At 39.5% G+C, this 19,430-nt stretch carries 16 protein-coding genes and 1 pseudogene; all 17 read left to right on the top strand.

The genetic code is table 11. The annotated features are described in order from the left end of the window. Positions 1–170 precede the first annotated feature (170 nt). The 17 genes and pseudogenes from HMPREF2731_RS12315 to copB all read left to right on the top strand — a co-directional run bounded on the left by HMPREF2731_RS12315 (position 171) and on the right by copB (position 19,393). The gene (locus tag HMPREF2731_RS12315; RefSeq protein ID WP_002291761.1) at positions 171–491 is read left to right on the top strand and encodes a hypothetical protein; all 321 of its coding nucleotides are present in this window, start codon (positions 171–173) and stop codon (positions 489–491) included. Positions 492–942: 451 nt separating this feature from the next. After that, positions 943–1,143: a cold-shock protein gene (locus HMPREF2731_RS12310; protein ID WP_002294871.1), complete on the top strand. Its 201-nt coding sequence runs from the start codon at positions 943–945 to the stop codon at positions 1,141–1,143. Positions 1,144–1,289: 146 nt separating this feature from the next. Then, positions 1,290–4,079, top strand: coding sequence for a helicase C-terminal domain-containing protein (locus tag HMPREF2731_RS12305; RefSeq protein ID WP_070873092.1), 2,790 nt, complete (start codon positions 1,290–1,292; stop codon positions 4,077–4,079). 46 nt (positions 4,080–4,125) lie between these two features. Continuing rightward, positions 4,126–4,653, top strand: a complete 528-nt coding sequence (locus HMPREF2731_RS12300) for a cell wall elongation regulator TseB-like domain-containing protein (protein WP_002316397.1) — start codon at positions 4,126–4,128, stop codon at positions 4,651–4,653. A gap of 20 nt (positions 4,654–4,673) precedes the next feature. Continuing rightward, on the top strand, positions 4,674–5,864 hold the full coding sequence (locus HMPREF2731_RS12295) for a pyridoxal phosphate-dependent aminotransferase (RefSeq protein WP_070873090.1): 1,191 nt from the start codon (positions 4,674–4,676) through the stop codon (positions 5,862–5,864). 39 nt (positions 5,865–5,903) lie between these two features. After that, a complete protein-coding gene (gene asnS / locus HMPREF2731_RS12290; RefSeq protein WP_070873088.1) occupies positions 5,904–7,202 on the top strand; it encodes an asparagine--tRNA ligase in 1,299 nt (432 codons plus the stop codon). 404 nt (positions 7,203–7,606) lie between these two features. Further along, positions 7,607–7,993 (top strand): annotated as a pseudogene (locus tag HMPREF2731_RS12285) (iron-sulfur cluster biosynthesis family protein). Positions 7,994–8,161: 168 nt separating this feature from the next. Continuing rightward, a complete protein-coding gene (locus tag HMPREF2731_RS12280; protein ID WP_070873086.1) occupies positions 8,162–8,836 on the top strand; it encodes an SGNH/GDSL hydrolase family protein in 675 nt (224 codons plus the stop codon). After that, a complete protein-coding gene (locus tag HMPREF2731_RS12275; RefSeq protein WP_070873084.1) occupies positions 8,833–9,174 on the top strand; it encodes a GNAT family N-acetyltransferase in 342 nt (113 codons plus the stop codon). The genes HMPREF2731_RS12280 and HMPREF2731_RS12275 overlap by 4 nt, the downstream gene beginning before the upstream one ends. A 35-nt stretch (positions 9,175–9,209) precedes the next feature. Continuing rightward, on the top strand, positions 9,210–9,569 hold the full coding sequence (locus tag HMPREF2731_RS12270; RefSeq protein ID WP_002291778.1) for a YccF domain-containing protein: 360 nt from the start codon (positions 9,210–9,212) through the stop codon (positions 9,567–9,569). A gap of 203 nt (positions 9,570–9,772) precedes the next feature. After that, positions 9,773–11,854 (top strand): heavy metal translocating P-type ATPase, encoded by a 2,082-nt coding sequence (locus HMPREF2731_RS12265; RefSeq protein ID WP_070873082.1) that lies wholly within the window; start codon positions 9,773–9,775, stop codon positions 11,852–11,854. Positions 11,855–12,164: 310 nt separating this feature from the next. Next, entirely contained in the window at positions 12,165–13,631 is a 1,467-nt protein-coding gene (locus HMPREF2731_RS12260; RefSeq protein ID WP_002291780.1) for an APC family permease, read from the top strand. 109 nt (positions 13,632–13,740) lie between these two features. Then, positions 13,741–14,280 carry a P-loop NTPase family protein gene (locus tag HMPREF2731_RS12255; protein WP_002340851.1) on the top strand — a complete coding sequence of 180 codons (540 nt, stop codon included), beginning with the start codon at positions 13,741–13,743 and terminating at the stop codon, positions 14,278–14,280. A 73-nt stretch (positions 14,281–14,353) separates the two neighbouring features. Beyond that, a complete protein-coding gene (locus HMPREF2731_RS12250; RefSeq protein WP_070873080.1) occupies positions 14,354–14,794 on the top strand; it encodes a CopY/TcrY family copper transport repressor in 441 nt (146 codons plus the stop codon). A 12-nt stretch (positions 14,795–14,806) separates the two neighbouring features. Then, positions 14,807–15,016, top strand: coding sequence for a copper chaperone CopZ (gene copZ, locus HMPREF2731_RS12245; protein ID WP_002291786.1), 210 nt, complete (start codon positions 14,807–14,809; stop codon positions 15,014–15,016). Then, positions 15,016–17,202: a heavy metal translocating P-type ATPase gene (locus tag HMPREF2731_RS12240; protein ID WP_070873078.1), complete on the top strand. Its 2,187-nt coding sequence runs from the start codon at positions 15,016–15,018 to the stop codon at positions 17,200–17,202. The genes copZ and HMPREF2731_RS12240 overlap by 1 nt, the downstream gene beginning before the upstream one ends. Before the next feature lie 19 nt (positions 17,203–17,221). After that, positions 17,222–19,393, top strand: a complete 2,172-nt coding sequence (copB, locus tag HMPREF2731_RS12235; protein WP_070873076.1) for a copper/silver-translocating P-type ATPase CopB — start codon at positions 17,222–17,224, stop codon at positions 19,391–19,393. The last annotated feature ends 37 nt before the right edge of the window (positions 19,394–19,430 follow it).

Raw genomic sequence — 19,430 nt, 5'->3', positions numbered from 1 at the left:
TCCGAAGAAGTTACTTCTGGAACATCGTTTATCAAGAGGTCGTGACATCGTCACGACCTCTTTTTTGACGATTATGATACAAAAAACACCATTTATGAATGAAATGCAAATAACGGTCGTTCTTGAGATATGATTTTAATTGGGAAAAACTTATCGATAAGGAGGTCTTTATGAAAAAAAGACTGTTATGGTGTTTGCTGTCTCTATCCCTAAGTTTAACAAGTCAACCAGTTTTTGCAGAAGAAACACAGCGTTCTCTAAGCACAGGCGCACGTATGTACAAAAATATTTATGCGCAGACATCAGCGTTTGATTCTGCGTTCCCTGAAACAGAAGAACGGGCTTTGCAGCCAAGGTTTGGTTATTTTTGGTATTGTCCGTCATGTGATTACGAAAGTTGCTGGCATTTCTTCCATTCAACAGCTGCAGCTTTTGCTGTTACCCATGCTCAGAAATATGATGGGCATCATCCTGTCATTTATGAGGTATAGGTATGAACAAAAAAGAAAAATTAATCTCGTTGATCGTATTGGTTTGTCTTGTTCTTCTGATCACTGTCATAGGCTATCAGAAATACCATGAGAACATCAGAACTACTAAAGAGTCTTCCCCATCCTCAACCGTTGAAACAGAAACAATAAATAGTCAGATAGAATAATTTTTTAGTTTAAAGGGGTGCAATGGATCGAAAGAGGGGTATCTGAACAATAGAACGTTTGTCATTAAGAAAGTTCGGTTTTTCACTTGATGTAATCGCTGAGAAAACATTTTTTTATAAAAAAATATCGAAAAACTCTAGCGTTTTTGTAAACGGTATGATATACTGTAGAAGTAGTTTTTGTTCGGTAATCTGTGGTAGCTTGTTTCAAATAAACATCTTCCAGATATACACCATTCAAGTAATTGCAAAATATGTGTTGAAACACAAGGAGGATTTTTATTATGGAAACAGGTACAGTAAAATGGTTTAACTCAGAAAAAGGATTTGGATTCATCACTGCAGAAAACGGAAACGATGTATTCGTTCATTTCTCAGCTATCCAAGGCGACGGATTCAAAACTTTAGAAGAAGGCCAAACAGTAACTTTCGACGTTGAAGAAGGTCAACGCGGACCTCAAGCAACAAACGTTACTAAAGCTTAATTTACCTATACTAAAAATAAAAGTCCAGACATTTACGTGTCTGGGCTTTTTTGTCTTTTTTTCCTTAAAAAGCGATGAGAGTATTTTTCTGCACTTTGTAGTATAATTTCAAAAGAACATTAGAGGCAGGAGAAGAGGAAGATATTTTGAAACCAAGAACTTATGCAGTCGTTGATATCGAGACGACTGGGACGAATCCAAAAGAAGATCGGATCATCCAATTTGGCTGCGTCATGATTGAAGCTGGTCGGATCACTTCACGTTTTTCGATCGATATTCATCCAGGGCGGAAGATTTCAAAACAAATCCAGCATTTAACAGGGATCACGAATCAACGCGTCCAAAAAGCGCCTTATTTTGAAGATGTCGCCCAAACGATTTACAATCTTTTGGCAGACACCATATTTGTCGCGCATAATATTTATTTTGATTATAATTTTTTGAACCATGAACTCATGCGATGCGGACTTCCTAGTTTGAAGATACCGGGCATCGATACCGTAGAACTTGCACAAATTTTCTTGCCGACGGAACCAAGTTTTCGCTTAGCTGATTTGTCAGAAAGCCTTGGCTTTATTCATGAGAATCCTCATCAGGCGGATAGTGATGCCGAAGTGACAGGTCAGCTTCTTTTACTGATCGAAGAACGAATGAGGAAATTGCCGATCATCACATTAGAGCAGATTGCACGATTAAGTAGCCATACAGGAATGGATACGAGTCGTTTCATTTACCACGTGCTTGAAGAAATGAAAGAAAACCCGGAGCCCCTTGATCTCTCATTAGAAATCATCGATGGGCTAGCTTTGCAGAAAAAAGAAGTGGAACTATTCACATCCGTCCATTATGGCGAGCGGACATATCCAAGAAAAAAACAAGCAAAAGAAAAAATGTTTGGTAAAACACTGATGTATCGAAAAGAACAGAACAGGCTGATGAATGCTGTCTACGACCATTTCACAAAAGATGAATCAAAAGATTTGATGATCGAAGCAGCTACAGGAATGGGCAAAACGATTGGTTATCTGTTGCCTTTGAGTTATTTGGCTACACCTGAAAAACCAGCTGTCATCAGCACCGTTTCGCTTGTTTTGCAGCAGCAGATCATGGAAAAAGACATTCCATTACTGAATCAATTACTAGAACAGCCGATACAACCGGTGATTATCAAAAGCTATCGCCACTATATTGATTTACAGCGTTTTAAAGGTACACTTGTGGAACCGCCGGGACAAAAACAATATGCTTTGTACCAAATGGCTGTCTTAGTATGGCTAACACAAACGAAGACCGGTGATTTGGATGAATTACATTTAACTAATCTGAACCATGCATTCTTTGCAGATGTCGCGCACAGAGGCACCGGGTTTTTAGCAAGGAATCAGTCGTTTTACAAACAAGACTTTGTGCGTTTCTTGCAAAAGAAAATCAAACAAAGCAATTTTTTGATTGTCAACCATGCATTTTTAGTACAAGAAACACAGCGAAAAGAACCATTGCTTCCAGCTAGTCCTTATTTGTTGATTGATGAAGTGCATCATTTGCCGGAAATTGCTGAAAAAGTAAATGACAAACGACTAAGTATTAACTACTTCCATAAACAAATCCAGCAGTTGGAAGAGCCGAATCAGTTATTTGACCGCATACAAAGTTATTTGCCGAAGGAACATGAAGCCTTACGCTGGTTGTCGATTTATCGAGAAGAACTCTTTGCGCTATGCGAAGCGCAGATTTGCGTGGCAGAGGGATTAATGAACTTAGTAAGCAGCAAGCAACCTAACGGACAATATCCAGAAGAAGTCATGATGACAAAAGAAATGTTGGATCAGCTGCCACTGGAATCTGGGACAGCAATGGATCACCTGCAACTTTTTTATCAAGAGATCCAACAACTACAATCACAAATGCGCTTGACTTTTGAGATTATCCAAGAAAGTTGGACTAACCAGATGCGGATCGATTTAGCAAGTTTATATAGCTTATTTGATCAATTAGACAAGCAATACTTGCTGATGGACCAATGGCTAGAAGATTGGCGAGATCATTTGATCCATTGGTTCGTTCCTGGGAATACAGCACAGCAGATGATTTTTCATCTCCATGATTTTCAAGCAGCTATGTTGCCGTCCACTGTGTGGTATCCACGATATGACCATATTCTTTATATTGGAGGAACGCTGAAGATCGGACCTAATCGACAGTATCTCTCTAAACGACTGGGCATTGAAGCAGCACCTCTTAAAGTGATTGCTTCTCCTTATGATTACGAGAAACAGGCAAGAATCTATGTGCCGAAAGAAGCACCTGCAGTCCATCAAGTCAGCAATCAAGCATATATCGATTATTTAGAAGCAGCACTCACAGGATTGATTGAACAAGAAGATCGGCCGATCCTTGTTTTATTCACTTCTCATGATGTTTTGCAAAAGGTATATCAGAAAATGCATTTGTCTATGCTAGAAAAAGGACGTGAAATTCTTGCTCAAGGATTTGGCGGAAGTCGGGAAAAACTTTTGAAACGCTTCATTTTGTCAGAAAAAAGCGTCTTATTTGGTGCTGACAGCTTTTGGGAAGGTGTAGATTTACCTGGAGATGCTTTACAGATTGTTGTAGTCACACGTTTACCCTTCGACAACCCGTTACGTCCCATGGTCAAAGCTAGGAATGCTTATCTGGAATCAGAGGGGATCAATCCTTTTTATCAGGAATCCGTACCTAAAGCAGCTTTGAAGTTACGCCAAGCATTAGGTCGTTTGATAAGGACGGAGACAGATCGTGGCGTATTACTTATTTTGGATCGGAGATTAGTCACTGCAAAATATGGTGCACGAATCATCCATGCATTACCGAAAAAAGTACCGATAAAAGAGCTAGCTATGGATGAAATCTATCAGGATCTCCATGAATTCTTAAAGAAAAATAAAGAAGGAAGTTAAAGGTGCCGTCTTTTTTCATCATTAAAATCTGCTATAATGAAAAGGAATGAAGATAAAGGAGCGACGACCCTTGAAGAAAAAACAGACAAAGGAAAAAACGATTAATCGCGTGTTGCTTGGCTTGATCGTGTTTTTATTAGCGGTCATCGTGATCAGCTCGATTTTTTACTTGCGTTCTAGTCGTCCGGCGGTCCAGGCGAAAAAAGAAGCAGTAGAAATCGCAAAGAAATATGCAAATCTCGAGGAAGCTGATCATTTTTACTGGTTTACTCGAAAGAAAACGTACTTTTCATTGACGGGTACGAATGATAAAGGAAAAGAAATCGCCGTTATCATTCCTAAATCTGGTGAAAAAGTAAAAGTATTGGATCAAACGAAGGGGTTGACTGAAAACGAAGCGAAACAAACAATTGCTACAGCTCATCCTGAAATCCAAATCGAAAAAGCAGCATTAGGAATGTACGATGATCAGCCTGTATGGGAAGTAGTAGGAAAAGAAACAAATGGAAAATTGAATTATTACCTGATTGGTTTTGAATCAGGAGATGAAGTCAAGACAATCAAAGGAATTTAATAGATAAAGGAATGAATGGGATGGAGTTATCAAAAAGAACGAAACGATTAGAACCATCTGTTACTTTGGCAGCTGCGGCAAAAGCCAAGGCGTTAAAAGCAAAAGGAAGAGATGTGCTGAGTTTGACTGTGGGAGAACCGGATTTTGCGACACCAGAAAACATCCAAGAAGCAGCAATCGAAGCAATCCGCAACGGAAAAGCTAGCTATTATACACCAACAGCAGGAATCCCAGAACTTCGGCGGGCGATCGTTGATTATCTGAAGAAAAATGATGGACTTGTCTATGAATCTTCACAAACGGTCGTAACAGATGGCGCGAAATTTGCTTTGTATACACTTTTTCAAACAATCTTGGACCCGCAAGATGAAGTCATCATTCCTGTGCCTTATTGGGTCAGTTACGGCGAGCAAGTGAAACTGGCAGAAGGCCTGCCTGTCTTTGTGAAAGGGAAAGAATCTAATAACTGGAAAGTTACTGTTGAACAGTTAGAACAAGCACGTTCAGGAAAAACAAAAGCCGTGATCATCAATTCGCCATCGAATCCGACTGGAATGATTTATAGCAAGAATGAACTGCAGGCAATTGGTGAATGGGCAGTAAAAAATGATATTTTGATAGTTGCTGATGATATTTATGGTCGTTTAGTTTATAATGGCAATGAGTTTACTCCAATTGCAACGATTTCAGAAGCAATCAAAAATCAGACCATCATCATCAATGGCGTGTCTAAGACCTATGCGATGACAGGCTGGCGCATCGGTTATGCGGTTGGGAATCCTGAAATTATCAATGGAATGATCGCTGTTGCTTCCCAATCAACTAGCAATCCGACCGCAGTCAGTCAATATGCAGCTGTTGAAGCATTGAAAGGCGAGCAAGATACAGTGGAAGAAATGCGGAACGCCTTTGAAGAACGCCTGAATACGTTATATCCGCTTGTGGCAGAACTGCCAGGTGTTTCTCTTGAAAAGCCGCAAGGAGCTTTTTATCTTTTTCCTAATGTAAAAGAAACGCTACGCATGTGTAAGTATGAGAATGTCACAAAATGGGTAGAAGATCTTTTAGAAGAAACAGGGGTAGCACTTGTGACTGGCGAAGGCTTTGGGGCACCAGAAAATGTCCGCATGAGTTATGCGACTGATCGTGCTACGTTAGAAGAAGCGGTACGCAGAATCAAGCAATTTATTGAGAGTAAAAGTCAAAATTAATCCTGAAGAAATTCAAGGAATATAAAAGGAGAGTCATACGTGGAACAAATTCAAATCATCGATTCGAAAAACCATGTGGGAGAAACAGTAACAATCGGCGCTTGGGTCGCAAATAAACGATCAAGCGGAAAAATTGCCTTTTTACAATTAAGGGACGGAACAGCCTTCTTCCAAGGGGTAGTGGTAAAAAGCGAAGTGCCAGAAGAAGTTTTCCAAACAGCTAAAAATCTGCACCAAGAAACATCTGTGCTAGTAACTGGAGAAATCCGTGAAGACAGCCGTTCAAAATTCGGTTATGAAATCGGGATTACAAATGTGGAAGTAGTAAGCGAGAGCCACGATTATCCGATCACACCAAAAGAACACGGAACAGATTTCTTGATGGATCATCGTCATTTATGGCTACGTTCTTCAAGACAACATGCGATCATGCAAATCAGAAATGAAATCATTCGTGCAACGTATGAATTCTTTAATCAACATCATTTTGTCAAAATCGATCCGCCAATCTTGACTGGTTCAGCACCAGAAGGCACAACGGATCTATTCGAAACAAACTACTTTGATCAAAAAGCCTATTTATCTCAAAGTGGCCAATTATATATGGAAGCTGCTGCTATGGCTTTCGGAAAAGTCTTTTCATTCGGTCCGACTTTCCGTGCTGAAAAATCAAAGACACGCCGTCACTTGATTGAATTCTGGATGATCGAACCAGAAATGGCCTTCACTCACCAAGAAGAAAGTTTAGAAGTACAGGAGCAATATGTAGCCTTCTTAGTACAAAATGTTTTAGATCATTGCGAATATGCATTGGATGTACTAGGACGAGACAAAGAAGTCTTAAAAACTTATACAAAATTGCCATTCCCTCGTATTACTTACGATGATGCAATCGAATTACTGAAGAAAAATGGATTTGATGACATCGAATGGGGTGAAGATTTTGGTTCACCTCATGAAACGTTCATTGCAAATTCATTCAAACAACCTGTCTTTATTCTAAACTATCCAAAAGCCATCAAGCCATTCTACATGAAACCACATCCAACAAGAGAAGACGTGGTGATCTGTGCAGATATGATCGCACCAGAAGGCTACGGTGAAATCATTGGCGGAAGCGAACGGGCAACGGACTATGATTTCTTGTTAGAACAAATCCGTAATCACGGTTTGGATGAAAAAGAATATTCATGGTACCTTGATTTACGTAAATACGGTTCTGTTCCGCACTCTGGTTTTGGTCTAGGTCTTGAACGAACAGTCACTTGGATTGCTGGTATCGACCATGTGCGTGAAGCTATTCCATTCCCACGTTTGTTGAACCGAATTTATCCATAAGAAGTGAAGAAAAAGCTGTTTAGTTTCGAGTAGTAAGAAAAATTTTGTGAAAATGGCTTTCCACATTTTTGCATAAATTTGGCTTAATACCGAGAAACTGGCTTTTGAACACCGTTTAAGGAAGAGGTTGTGAAATCAGTGCCTTGACCTGAGTATTAGAGAAACAAAACGGAAAAATAGCTTCTCATATTTTACCGTTTTTTGAGCTAATATCGAGGGTCAGCCGATTGAACACCGTTTATTCTAAAAAAGAACTGCGAACTCTCGCAGTTCTTTTTTTAAAATATGGCATAAAGGAAGTTTCCAACAGACAAGAGAAGAAAGCAAAAGAAATTGCTATTTGATTCACAAGGTTCTATAATGAAATCGCAATCAATCAAACATATACAAAGAAGGCGATTCAAATGGAAATTCGATTTGATGATGCTTCTGCTGCTGAAATAAAGCAGCATCTAGCACCTGAAAACAAACTAATATTAACATTCGAAGATGGAGTAGGTCCGTATTCTCAGCATGCAATGATCCACATGCAAGTTCAATTCACCCTTGGAATCATCGGATCAGATATGTCGACAGAAAGTTATGACCAATCTATCCCAAGCAATCTAGGAGAGATATTAGTAAAGGGATATTCGTTGGCAGACTTAGATGAGCATATGAATATACGTTTTGATGCTTCTCGTCATATTTAGAGTTTGACGGGCGACAGTGGGCTGATTGACGGAAACTTAGGTCTGATCGATTTCACTGAATCAAACAACGAAGGAATCAAGAAAAATCCGGCACGTTAAGAAAAAAGCATAAAAAACTAGGCACTTGCTGAGTATTCATCCAATCGTTTGAGGAAACTAGGCGGGTGTCTTTTTTTATACATCTATTTTCTCTTTCGTCTTGGTAGAGCTTATGGGATAATATAAAGAAGAAAATCGTCGTTTTATTCAAAAAGGAGTTTTTGACAAATGAAAACACGCGTGTTATTTATTGGTGACAGCATTACAGACGCAGGAAGAGACCGTTCAGAAGCAACGGATCTAGGTAAAGGGTATCCGCTTTTGATTGCCGGGAAACTAATCTCACAATATCCAACGATGGAATTTGAATGTATAAACCGTGGGATAGGAGGAGACAAAATTGCAGATCTGCAAGCACGCTGGCAAGAAGATTGTTTAGCTCTGCAACCTGATTATGTATCGATTTTGATTGGAATCAATGATACGTGGCATAATACTGGAGATCAAGCTATATTCGGCACTGAGAAATCTGTGCAGCAATTTGAATCCGTTTATCGAGAGTTACTAAATGAACTTCAAGCAGCTGGAATCTGCAATATCGTCTTAATGGAGCCTTTTGTACTTCCTGTGACAAATGATCGTTATGGGTGGCGCAAAGACTTAGACCCTAAGATCCAAACCGTTCGTAAACTCGCAAAAGAATATGGCACATTGCTGATTCCTTTAGATGGGATATTCAATGCTTTAGGAATCGCTTATGGTTTTTCGAAATATACAAAAGAAGATGGCGTGCATCCAACGATTGGCGGACACGAGATTATTGCACAAAGTTGGATAGATGCGATTTCCGCAGTTGATTTTTTTAGTGGAAATAAAAATGAACGAAAGAAAAGGGAGAAATGATGGAAATACGAAGGGCAGTAAAAGAAGATCTCCCTCAAATCAATCAGCTGATTACTGATCATCCAGAATCATTCGTAAAAGTAAAAACGGCAGCTGAACTACATGATAGGAATAAACTATTGATCGTTGCTGTAACAAAAGAAAACCGGATCATCGGTTTTGCGCAAGCAGATGAACAGCAATCAGAAGAACGGGTGGATCAGCGAGCAGCAGGAAAACTAATCCAACACACATTAGTAACAAAAGAAAAAACGGAAGAAATCCAAAAAAGATTTGCGGAATACTTGATGCTGGAAGCTAAAAAACGAAAAATCAAATCGTTTTTTGTCCAGTTCTAGTTCTAATTAAAAACAGTAATAAAAGGAGAAATACAATGAGTTGTTTAGGAAATGTCATCTGGTTCATATTTGGCGGACTAATTGGGGGTCTTAGCTGGTTAGCAGCAGGGGTACTTTGGTGTATCACGATCATTGGTATCCCTATCGGTATGCAGTGTTTTAAAATCGCCTCCCTTTCTTTTGCGCCTTTTGGCAAAGAAGTAATTTACCACCAGTCCGGCATGTCATTGATTGTCAACATCATCTGGCTGATCGTTTCAGGTCTCCCAATTGCTCTTGGACATGTCGTCAGCGGCATCCTTCTATGTATCACGATTATAGGGATACCATTTGCAAAGCAATCTTTCAAACTTGCTCGATTGGCGTTGATGCCATTTGGTGCAGAGATTATATAAGTCAGGATGTTCTAAAAGAGTGTCCTAAACATGTTTTATGAACGAGAGAACTGGATGAAACACAACTATCACGTGTTTGATCTGGTTCTTTTTATGTTTTGAAAACTCATTTTTTCTTTCGGATACCTTGACATATGAATGTACATTCATTTATAATTAGTTATGAAGAGATATTCATATGTTGAGGCGAGGAGGTCATTAAAATGAAAAGTTACAGATTAGAAGGTTTAGACTGTGCGAACTGTGCGATGAAAATCGAAAAAGGAGTCCAGCAAATCGATGGAGTCAAGGAAGCAACGGTAAATTTCACTTCTGGAAAACTAACGATTGACGTAGAGGAAGATCGATTAGCTGAGGTTGAACAGGAAACGAAAAAAGTAGTGAGGGAATTAGAACCAGATGTCAAGGTAACAGAAATAGACAAGGAAAAAGTATCTGAACATGGAAATGAAAAAGAGAGAAACACGCTGATCCGGATTTTATTTTCACTTGCAGGTATCGCTGTCTTGCTATTATTTGATTTTAATGAACCAGTTCGTTTGATAGGGTATTTATTGATTTATCTGCTGATAGGATATGATGTAGTGAAAAAAGCGGTGATGAATATCGTCAAAGGACAAATCTTTGATGAAAATTTCCTCATGTCTGTTGCTACAATCGGCGCTATGTTGATCGGTGAATATCCAGAAGCCGTAGCAGTGATGCTATTTTATCAAATCGGCGAATATTTCCAAGGATTGGCAGTCAATCATTCAAGAAAATCGATTCGTGAACTGATGGCTATCCGTCCAGAAACAGCGCACATACAGACAGCAGAAGGATTGATGACCGTGAATCCTGAAGACGTACGGATTGGTCAGTATGTACTTGTTAAGCCTGGTGAACGTGTACCGTTAGATGGAACGATCATCGAAGGAGAATCATTAGTCGATACATCCGCACTTACAGGTGAATCCGTTCCTAAATCTGTATATGTTGGCGAAACAGTATTAAGTGGATTTATCAATAAAAATAAACCATTTTTAATTCAAGTAGAAAAATCCTATGAAAATTCTACCATCAGTAAATTATTAGAATTAGTAGAAAATGCCAGCAGCAAAAAAGCACCTGCTGAAAATTTCATTACCAAATTCGCGCGATATTATACACCAGTCGTTGTAGGGCTGGCCGTCTTATTGGCTGTTTTACCTCCAATAGTTTCTGGAGCGGCGTTTTCTGAATGGATCTACCGGGCGTTGACGTTTTTAGTGATCTCATGTCCATGTGCATTAGTGATTTCCGTACCCCTTAGTTTCTTTGGTGGGATCGGCGGAGCAAGTAAAATTGGTGTATTAATAAAAGGTTCAAATTATTTGGAATTGCTTGCACAAACTGAGACAGTGGTATTCGATAAAACTGGCACATTAACGAAAGGCGACTTTTCGATCCAGACGATCGATTCAACAGGAATTGATCCAAAGAAATTTATGCAATATGTTGCAAGTGCAGAACAGTTTTCTACACATCCGATTGCGCAATCCGTTTTAGAAGGCTACGAAGGTCCGCTTTTACCGGCAACAAATATCCAAGAATTTGCAGGTGAAGGGATCTTAGCTGAAGTTGACAGCAAACAAATATTAGTAGGTAATCACAAATTGATGGAAAGGTTTGAAATCTCTTTTCCTTCAAGTCAAGAAATCGGTACATTGCTTTATATAGCAATCGACCAAAGTTATAGTGGTTATCTTGTCATTGCGGATACCTTGAAAGAAGATGCCGTAGACGCATTGGTTCAACTAAAACAGGCTGGTGTCAAGCACACAGTCATGTTGACAGGTGATTCGAAAAAAATCGCTGATCATATCGGGAAGCAAGTTGGCGTGGACAAGATATACAGTGAATTACTCCCAGAAGATAAAGTACAGCGGTTAGAGGAAATCTTACAAAGAAGCAATAAAAAGACCGCCTTTGTCGGAGATGGAATCAACGATGCACCAGTGCTAGCAAGAGCAGATGTAGGGATTGCAATGGGTGGGTTAGGAAGCGATGCTGCAATTGAAGCAGCAGATGTAGTCATCATGAACGATCAACCATCGAAGATTGCAGATGCGATCCGGTTAGCAAAGAAAACATTGAAGATCGTCAAGCAGAACATTGTTTTTGCTATTGGGATAAAAATATTGGTACTTGCCTTAGGTGCTTTTGGTTTTGCAACAATGGGAGATGCAGTATTTGCAGATGTCGGGGTAACAGTCCTAGCTGTTTTGAATGCCATGCGAAGCTTACATGTAAAAAATAAATATTGACCAGTAGAGAGGACGAATGAACGTCCTCTTTTTTTATACCTTTTTCTTAATAAAAGAATACAAAGAAAATGGCTAAGATTATAAAATAACTGATGTTTTTAATTTTGCAGAAAATTCAAAATTGCTTTAAATACAATAAAATCAATGAAATCAAAGAAAACAACTCCTTTTTTTGATGGAAAAAATATGAAAAAATGATGTGTATTAAATAAAAGAATACACACATAAAATAACGCTGTCTTGTAAGTTTGTTAAAAATTGAATATGATTACATTTGGTTAACAAATTTTTATTATAAAGGAGAGAACGAATGAACAATAAACAATTACGCTGGTTCACTGTTGCGTTAATTGCATTCAACATGGTTTGGGGCATGGGGAATGTAGTTAATAACTATGCCCAGCAAGGAGTATCAGTTGTCACCTCTTGGCTATTGATTCTAGCCATTTATTTCATTCCATACGCATTGATCGTTGGACAATTAGGCTCAGCCTTCAAGGATAGTAAAGGAGGCGTCAGTTCATGGGTCGAAAATACGACATCCAATAAACGGCTGGCATATTATGCTGCTTGGACTTACTGGGTCGTGCATATTCCTTATTTGGCACAAAAACCTCAAGCCATCCTGATTGCAGGGGGTTGGGCGGTCCAAGGAAACGGAAATATCGTAAATACGATGTCAGTCCAAATGGTAGCAGTTATTTCACTTATTATATTTCTTGCCTTTTTATATTTATCAACAAAAGGACTTTCTACGTTGAAAGTGATCGGCGGATTAGCCGGAACAGCGATGTTCGTCATGTCGATCTTATTTATTCTTTTAGCAGTAACGGCGCCGTTCATCAACCCAACGATGGAATTTGCCACACCGCATATGAATCAAGTGAAAACATATATTCCAACCTTTGACTTCAGTTATTTCACAACCGTCTCTATGTTAGTATTTGCAGTTGGAGGAGCGGAAAAAATATCCCCTTATGTCAACTCTACAAGAAACCCTGCAAAAGAATTTCCTAAAGGGATGATTTTCTTAGCAGCAATGGTAGGGATTTGTGCTGTATTAGGTTCAGTCGCAATGGGCATGCTGTTTGCTAGCGATAATATTCCTAAAGACTTGATGGCAAATGGGGCATACAGTGCTTTTCAAATTTTAGGTAATTACTATGGTATCGGTAACTCATTGATGATTATTTACGCATTGACAAATATGATCGGACAAATCTCCGCATTAGCCTTTTCAATCGATGCACCGTTAAAAATCTTGTTAGCAGATGCAGATCCAGAATTCGTACCAAACTGGCTACGTAAACGTAGTCATAAAGGTACATTAGTAAACGGCTATCTTTTGACAGGTATCCTAGTAGGAATCATTATTTTGCTGCCAATCTTCGGTATCAAAGATATGAATGAATTAGTTAAATGGTTGACGAACTTGAACTCAGTTGTTATGCCAATGCGTTACCTATGGGTATTCTTGGCGTATATGATGTTGAATAAAGCTTATAAGAAATTCAATTCTGAATATAAATTTGTCAAAAATCCAAAAATCGGGTTTATCTTCGGTGCTTGGTGCTTTGCCTTCACTGCGTTCGCCTGTATCTTAGGAATGGTGCCAAAAGTAGATTACACTGCGGATCCTAAAGCATGGTGGTTCCAGCTATTCACGAATATCATCACACCAATCGTCTTGATCTTATTAGGCATGATCTTGCCGGCCATCGCTCGTCGAGACAAAAATAAAGAAATCACTGAGCCAGAAACTGTGGTTCAGCCTTAAAATAAAATTACTTCTTGCAAGAGTTGGCGTGTAGAGCCAACTCTTGTTTTTTTGTGGCGTTATAAATGGTATGATCGAACCAAATTGCAAAGAAAAGTGAGGGAGGAAAATGAAGATCATCGTGATTGGACAAAGTGGGTCGGGAAAATCGACCCTCGCAAGGAAGATCAAAGAAATCACGGGCTTTCCGCTACTGCCGCTAGACCTTTTATGGCATACAACAGATTACAGTATTCAGGCAAAACAGTGGTTTTTGCAAGAACAACAAACGTTTATGGTATCTAATCCGTCATGGATCGTTGAAGGAAATTATACTTCTACGTTAGAAGAGAGAATCAAAGAAGCAGATAAAATCATTTGGCTTAAAGTGCCGCGTTATGTCGCCATCTACCGAGTAGTTTGGCGTTCTCTAAAAAGAAAGATAAACAAAAAATCACGGCCAGATATGCCTGAAGCATTTACAGAGAAACTAAATAGGGAATACGTAGAATTTTTGTCTTTTATCTGGCATTTTGAAGAAAACAATGAACCGAAAATACAGCAGCTGATCCAAGAAAACCATGCACGAAACAAACTGATCATCCTTAAAACAAGAGGGGAAAAACAAGAATTTTTAACTAAATTGAAAATAGAGAGCAAAAATAATTGACAGTTTTTGTTTACAAGTGTAATCTGTATTCATAAGTTATTGATTACATTTGTAAACGAAAGGTGTGAAATAAGTGGAGAAAGTCAAAACGCCGGTAAAAATCAGCGATTCAGAATGGGAGATCATGCGGGTTATTTGGACACTTGGACAGACGACTGCTCAAGAAATCACGCAGATCTTAGCTGATTCGATGGATTGGAAATCAGCAACGATCAAAACTTTGTTGGGACGTTTGGTAAAAAAAGAAGTGATCTGGACAGAACAAGAAGGAAAAAAATTCATTTATCATCCAGCTGTCTCAGAGATGGAAACAGTTCGTAGTGCGACGGAAAATCTTTTTTCCCATATCTGTGCAAAAAGGATTGGAGAGACGATTGCGGATCTAGTAGAAGAAGCTACTTTGACTCAAGAAGATATCAATGAAATCTTGAAACAATTAGAACAAAAGCAACCAGTCGAAACAATCGAATGCAACTGTATCCCAGGTCAATGTGAATGTAAACAACATCAATAGGAGGAAGAAAAAATGAAACAACAATTTTCAATCGAAGGTATGAGCTGCAATCATTGTGTTGCAAGAGTCGAAGAAGCGGTAAGCGCACTTGACGGCGTACAGAAAGTAAAAGTGAACTTGAAAAAAGCAAACGGTACAGTCAAGTTTGATGAAACAAAAGTCCAATCCGAAAAGATCTGTCAAGCAATCAATGGATTGGGATATAAAGCAGAGGTGATTTGATGGCAGCAGCAGAAACCAAAATGGACACATTCGTCATTACAGGTATGACTTGTGCAAATTGTTCTGCTAGGATCGAAAAAGAGCTGAACGGACAACCTGGTGTTGTCAATGCCACAGTCAACTTGGCCACTGAAAAAGCAAGTGTCAAATATGAAGGGACGACCACTGAAAAATTAATCCGAAGCGTAGAGAATATCGGCTATGGTGCGATTTTGTACGATGAAGCCCATAAACAAAAAATTGCGGAAGAAAAGCAAGCATATTTGAAAAAAATGCTATTCGATCTTGTATTGAGTACGATTTTGACTTTGCCATTGATGCTGTCAATGATTGCCATGATGTTGGGGAGCCATGCGGCAATTGTTCACTTTTTTCATCTGCCAATCGTTCAGTTAGTTCTGTCTACACCTGTCCAATTTTATGTTGGTGCTCGTTTTTATAAAGGGGCGTATCATGCAATCAAGACGAAAGCACCAAATATGGATGTACTGGTAGCAATCGGAACATCAGCTGCTTTTGCATTGAGCATTTACAACGGATTTTTCCGTGGACATCCCCAAGATCTTTATTTTGAAAGCAGCAGTATGATCATCACGTTGATTTTGCTCGGCAAATATTTGGAACATACAGCAAAAACGAAAACAGGTAATGCAATCAAACAATTGATGTCTCTTCAAACAAAAACAGCTCAAGTAATAAGAAACGGTAAAGAAGAAACGTTAGCGATTGAAGAAGTCGTCGTTGGCGATCAGCTAGTCATCCGTCCTGGTGAGCAGATCCCAGCAGATGGTCGAATCATTTCAGGAAGTAGTGCGATCGATGAAAGTATGCTTACTGGCGAAAGTCTTCCTGTAGAAAAGAATCCAGATGACACACTCTTTGGCGGAACAATCAATACGAATGGTCTGCTTCATATGGCAGTCACACAAGTTGGTAAGCAGACAGTTTTAGCTCAAATCATCCAAATGGTGGAAGACGCTCAAGGAAGCAAAGCACCAATTCAAAAAATCGCGGATCGAATCTCAGGGATTTTTGTTCCGATCGTTTTAGTCATTGCATTCATCACGCTAGTGGCGACAGGATTGATCACCGGTGATTGGCAACTTGCATTGATCCATAGTGTCTCTGTATTAGTCATTGCGTGTCCATGTGCATTAGGTTTAGCAACTCCAACAGCTATCATGGTAGGAACGGGTGTTGGCGCACGAAACGGAATCTTAATTAAAGGCGGAGAAGCATTAGAAGCAGCTGCTCACTTAGACAGCATTGTTTTGGATAAAACTGGAACGATTACAGAAGGAAAGCCCAAAGTTACAGATCTAGTCGGTTCTAAAGAAGTCCTATCTATTTTTTATACTTTAGAACAAGCTTCTGAACATCCACTAGGTAAAGCAATCGTGGAATACGGAAAACTGCAAGAAGCAGCAACATACGATATGATCGATTTTACAGCTCATCCAGGTGCTGGAATCAGCGGTACGATTAACGGAGTACGCTATTTTGCGGGTACACGTAAACGATTAATTGAATTGAGCCTATCATTTGATGAATACCAAGAACACGCGTTAGAATTAGAACAGCAGGGAAAAACAGTCATGTTTTTAGCTGATGAAAAGCAAGTAATCGGGCTGATTGCCGTGGCAGATCAAATCAAACAAGAAGCCAAACAAGCAATCAAGCAGTTACAGGATAAAGGATTAGATGTCTTTATGCTGACAGGAGACAACAAACTGGCAGCCGAAACGATCGGTAAACAAATGGGTATTGATCCAATGCACATCTTTGCCGAAGTACTTCCAGAGGATAAAGCAGCCTATGTGGAAAAACTGCAGAAAGATGGCAAAAAAGTCGGTATGGCAGGCGATGGAATCAATGATGCGCCAGCTCTCGCATTAGCTGATGTTGGTATGGCAATGGGAAGTGGAACGGACATCGCGATGGAAACAGCAGATGTAACGCTGATGAATAGTAGTTTGGCATCCATTGCTCAAACAATCGAGTTGTCTAGAATGACATTGAGAAAAATCAAACAAAATCTTTTCTGGGCTTTTGTCTATAATACGATTGGCATTCCTTTTGCTGCATTAGGCTTTTTGAATCCAATCATTGCAGGAGGAGCGATGGCGTTTAGTTCCGTCAGTGTATTGTTGAACTCCCTGAGCTTAAATCGGCACATGAAAAAGTAAGAGAAGGGATGGAGTAAAAATGAACGGGAACGATATGGAGAAAAAACAGGAGCATAAAAAAGAAGCAGGAAACAAAGAAAGTGCTCATTCAAACGAAAAACAGATGGAGATGAAGCATGACCATAGCCAGATGGACCATTCAATGCATATGGAACATAACCATGGAGATATAGCGGACAGCAAAGAAATGGACCATTCGATGCACATGGATCACGATCATGGCGGTATGGATCATTCCATGCACATGGGGAATTTCAAACAAAAATTTTGGCTATCGCTTATCCTAGCTATCCCAATCATTCTTTTTTCACCGATGATGGGAATGGAATTTCCCTTCCAAATAACATTTCCTGGTTCAGATTGGCTCGTACTGATCTTAGCAACTATACTGTTTATCTATGGCGGACAGCCATTTTTAAGCGGAGCAAAAATGGAATTGAAACAAAAAAGTCCTGCTATGATGACGCTGATCGCGATGGGGATTACAGTTGCATATATTTATAGTGTCTATTCGTTTATCGCGAATCTGATCAATCCTCATACGCACGTCATGGATTTCTTCTGGGAATTAGCTACATTGATCGTCATTATGTTGCTAGGTCACTGGATCGAAATGAACGCTGTTTCGAATGCCAGCAATGCTTTACAAAAACTAGCAGAATTACTGCCAGAATCAGTGAAACGCTTGACGAAAGAAGGAAAAGAAGAGACAGTCTCACTAAAAGAAGTAAAGGAAGGCGATCATTTGATCGTCCGTTCCGGTGACAAAATGCCAACAGATGGTGTTATCTTGAAAGGTGAAACAATCGTTGATGAATCAGCTGTGACTGGCGAATCAAAAGGAATCAAAAAACGAGCCAATGACAAAGTGATCGGCGGTTCTATCAATGGGGATGGAACGATCGAAATCGAAGTAACTGGAACTGGTGAAAATGGGTATCTAGCGAAGGTTATGGAAATGGTGCGAAAAGCACAAGGAGAAAAATCTAAGCTAGAGTCATTATCAGACAAAGTGGCAAAATGGCTGTTTTATGTTGCCTTAACTGTCGGTATCTTGGCATTTATCGCATGGTTGTTCTTGACAGATCTTCCTAATGCATTGGAACGCATGGTGACTGTCTTTATCATCGCCTGTCCTCATGCTCTAGGTTTAGCTATCCCATTAGTTGTTGCTCGTTCCACATCGATCGCCGCTAAAAACGGATTGCTATTGAAAAACCGCAATGCACTGGAGCAAGCCAATGATTTAGATGTGATCATGTTGGACAAAACCGGGACACTGACAGAAGGAAAATTTACGGTAACGGGTGTCGAAGTTCTTGATGATGCGTTCAATAAAAATGAAATCCTTCAATATTTAGGAGCATTGGAAGCGAATGCCAATCATCCATTGGCTGTTGGCATTATGAATTATTTGAAAGAACATGAAATCAAGCCTTATCAAGCCGAAAATCTAAAAAATCTTTCAGGAGTTGGGCTAGAGGCAACAGTCAAAAACCAACAAGTGAAAATAGTTAATGAAAAAGAAGTTGAGCGTCTCGGATTAAACGTAGAACAAGCATTATTGAAACCTTACCAAGAACAAGGAAATACCATCAGCTTCCTGATTTTAGAAAATCATCTAGCTGCAATCGTTGCTTTAGGTGACGTAGTAAAAACAGAAGCAAAAGAGTTTATCCGAACATTGAAGGAAAGGAAAATCACTCCAGTCATGCTTACTGGCGACAATAAAAATGCTGCTCAAGCAGTAGCAGATTATTTAGGAATCGAAGAATATTACGGCGGTTTATTACCAGATGATAAAGAAGCTGTTGTCCAGAAATATCTTGACCAAGGGAAAAAAGTAATCATGGTGGGTGATGGGATCAATGATGCGCCAAGTTTAGCCCGTGCTTCTATTGGGATGGCAATAGGTGCAGGAACAGATATCGCGATCGATTCTGCGGATGTCGTCTTGACAAACAGCGATCCAAAAGATATTTTGCATTTCCTTGATTTAGCTAAGCAAACGCGAAAGAAAATGATCCAGAACCTCTGGTGGGGAGCAGGGTACAATATTCTCGCAATCCCACTAGCAGCCGGAATACTTGCACCAATTGGTATCCTATTAAGTCCAGCAGTTGGTGCTGTCTTGATGTCGTTAAGTACGGTAGTCGTAGCGCTGAATGCTTTGACATTGAAAATCAAATAATAATGAAAAACATACTAAGATTAGAGGGGAACATCAT

The sequence above is a fragment of the Enterococcus sp. HMSC072F02 genome (assembly GCF_001837725.1).
GTDB classification, from domain to species: domain Bacteria; phylum Bacillota; class Bacilli; order Lactobacillales; family Enterococcaceae; genus Enterococcus_B; species Enterococcus_B lactis.
This window is presented reverse-complemented; position numbering and strand designations above follow the sequence as displayed.

What these genes read in the sequence shown, in the direction of transcription:
- HMPREF2731_RS12270 (WP_002291778.1), top strand. Translation starts at nt 9,210, where the DNA reads ATGAGTTGTTTAGGAAATGTCATCTGGTTCATATTTGGCGGACTAATT.
- copB (WP_070873076.1), top strand. Translation starts at nt 17,222, where the DNA reads ATGAACGGGAACGATATGGAGAAAAAACAGGAGCATAAAAAAGAAGCA.
- HMPREF2731_RS12240 (WP_070873078.1), top strand. Translation starts at nt 15,016, where the DNA reads ATGGCAGCAGCAGAAACCAAAATGGACACATTCGTCATTACAGGTATG.
- HMPREF2731_RS12280 (WP_070873086.1), top strand. Translation starts at nt 8,162, where the DNA reads ATGAAAACACGCGTGTTATTTATTGGTGACAGCATTACAGACGCAGGA.
- copZ (WP_002291786.1), top strand. Translation starts at nt 14,807, where the DNA reads ATGAAACAACAATTTTCAATCGAAGGTATGAGCTGCAATCATTGTGTT.
- HMPREF2731_RS12255 (WP_002340851.1), top strand. Translation starts at nt 13,741, where the DNA reads ATGAAGATCATCGTGATTGGACAAAGTGGGTCGGGAAAATCGACCCTC.
- HMPREF2731_RS12295 (WP_070873090.1), top strand. Translation starts at nt 4,674, where the DNA reads ATGGAGTTATCAAAAAGAACGAAACGATTAGAACCATCTGTTACTTTG.
- HMPREF2731_RS12310 (WP_002294871.1), top strand. Translation starts at nt 943, where the DNA reads ATGGAAACAGGTACAGTAAAATGGTTTAACTCAGAAAAAGGATTTGGA.
- HMPREF2731_RS12300 (WP_002316397.1), top strand. Translation starts at nt 4,126, where the DNA reads ATGAAGATAAAGGAGCGACGACCCTTGAAGAAAAAACAGACAAAGGAA.
- HMPREF2731_RS12275 (WP_070873084.1), top strand. Translation starts at nt 8,833, where the DNA reads ATGATGGAAATACGAAGGGCAGTAAAAGAAGATCTCCCTCAAATCAAT.
- HMPREF2731_RS12265 (WP_070873082.1), top strand. Translation starts at nt 9,773, where the DNA reads ATGAAAAGTTACAGATTAGAAGGTTTAGACTGTGCGAACTGTGCGATG.
- HMPREF2731_RS12315 (WP_002291761.1), top strand. Translation starts at nt 171, where the DNA reads ATGAAAAAAAGACTGTTATGGTGTTTGCTGTCTCTATCCCTAAGTTTA.
- HMPREF2731_RS12260 (WP_002291780.1), top strand. Translation starts at nt 12,165, where the DNA reads ATGAACAATAAACAATTACGCTGGTTCACTGTTGCGTTAATTGCATTC.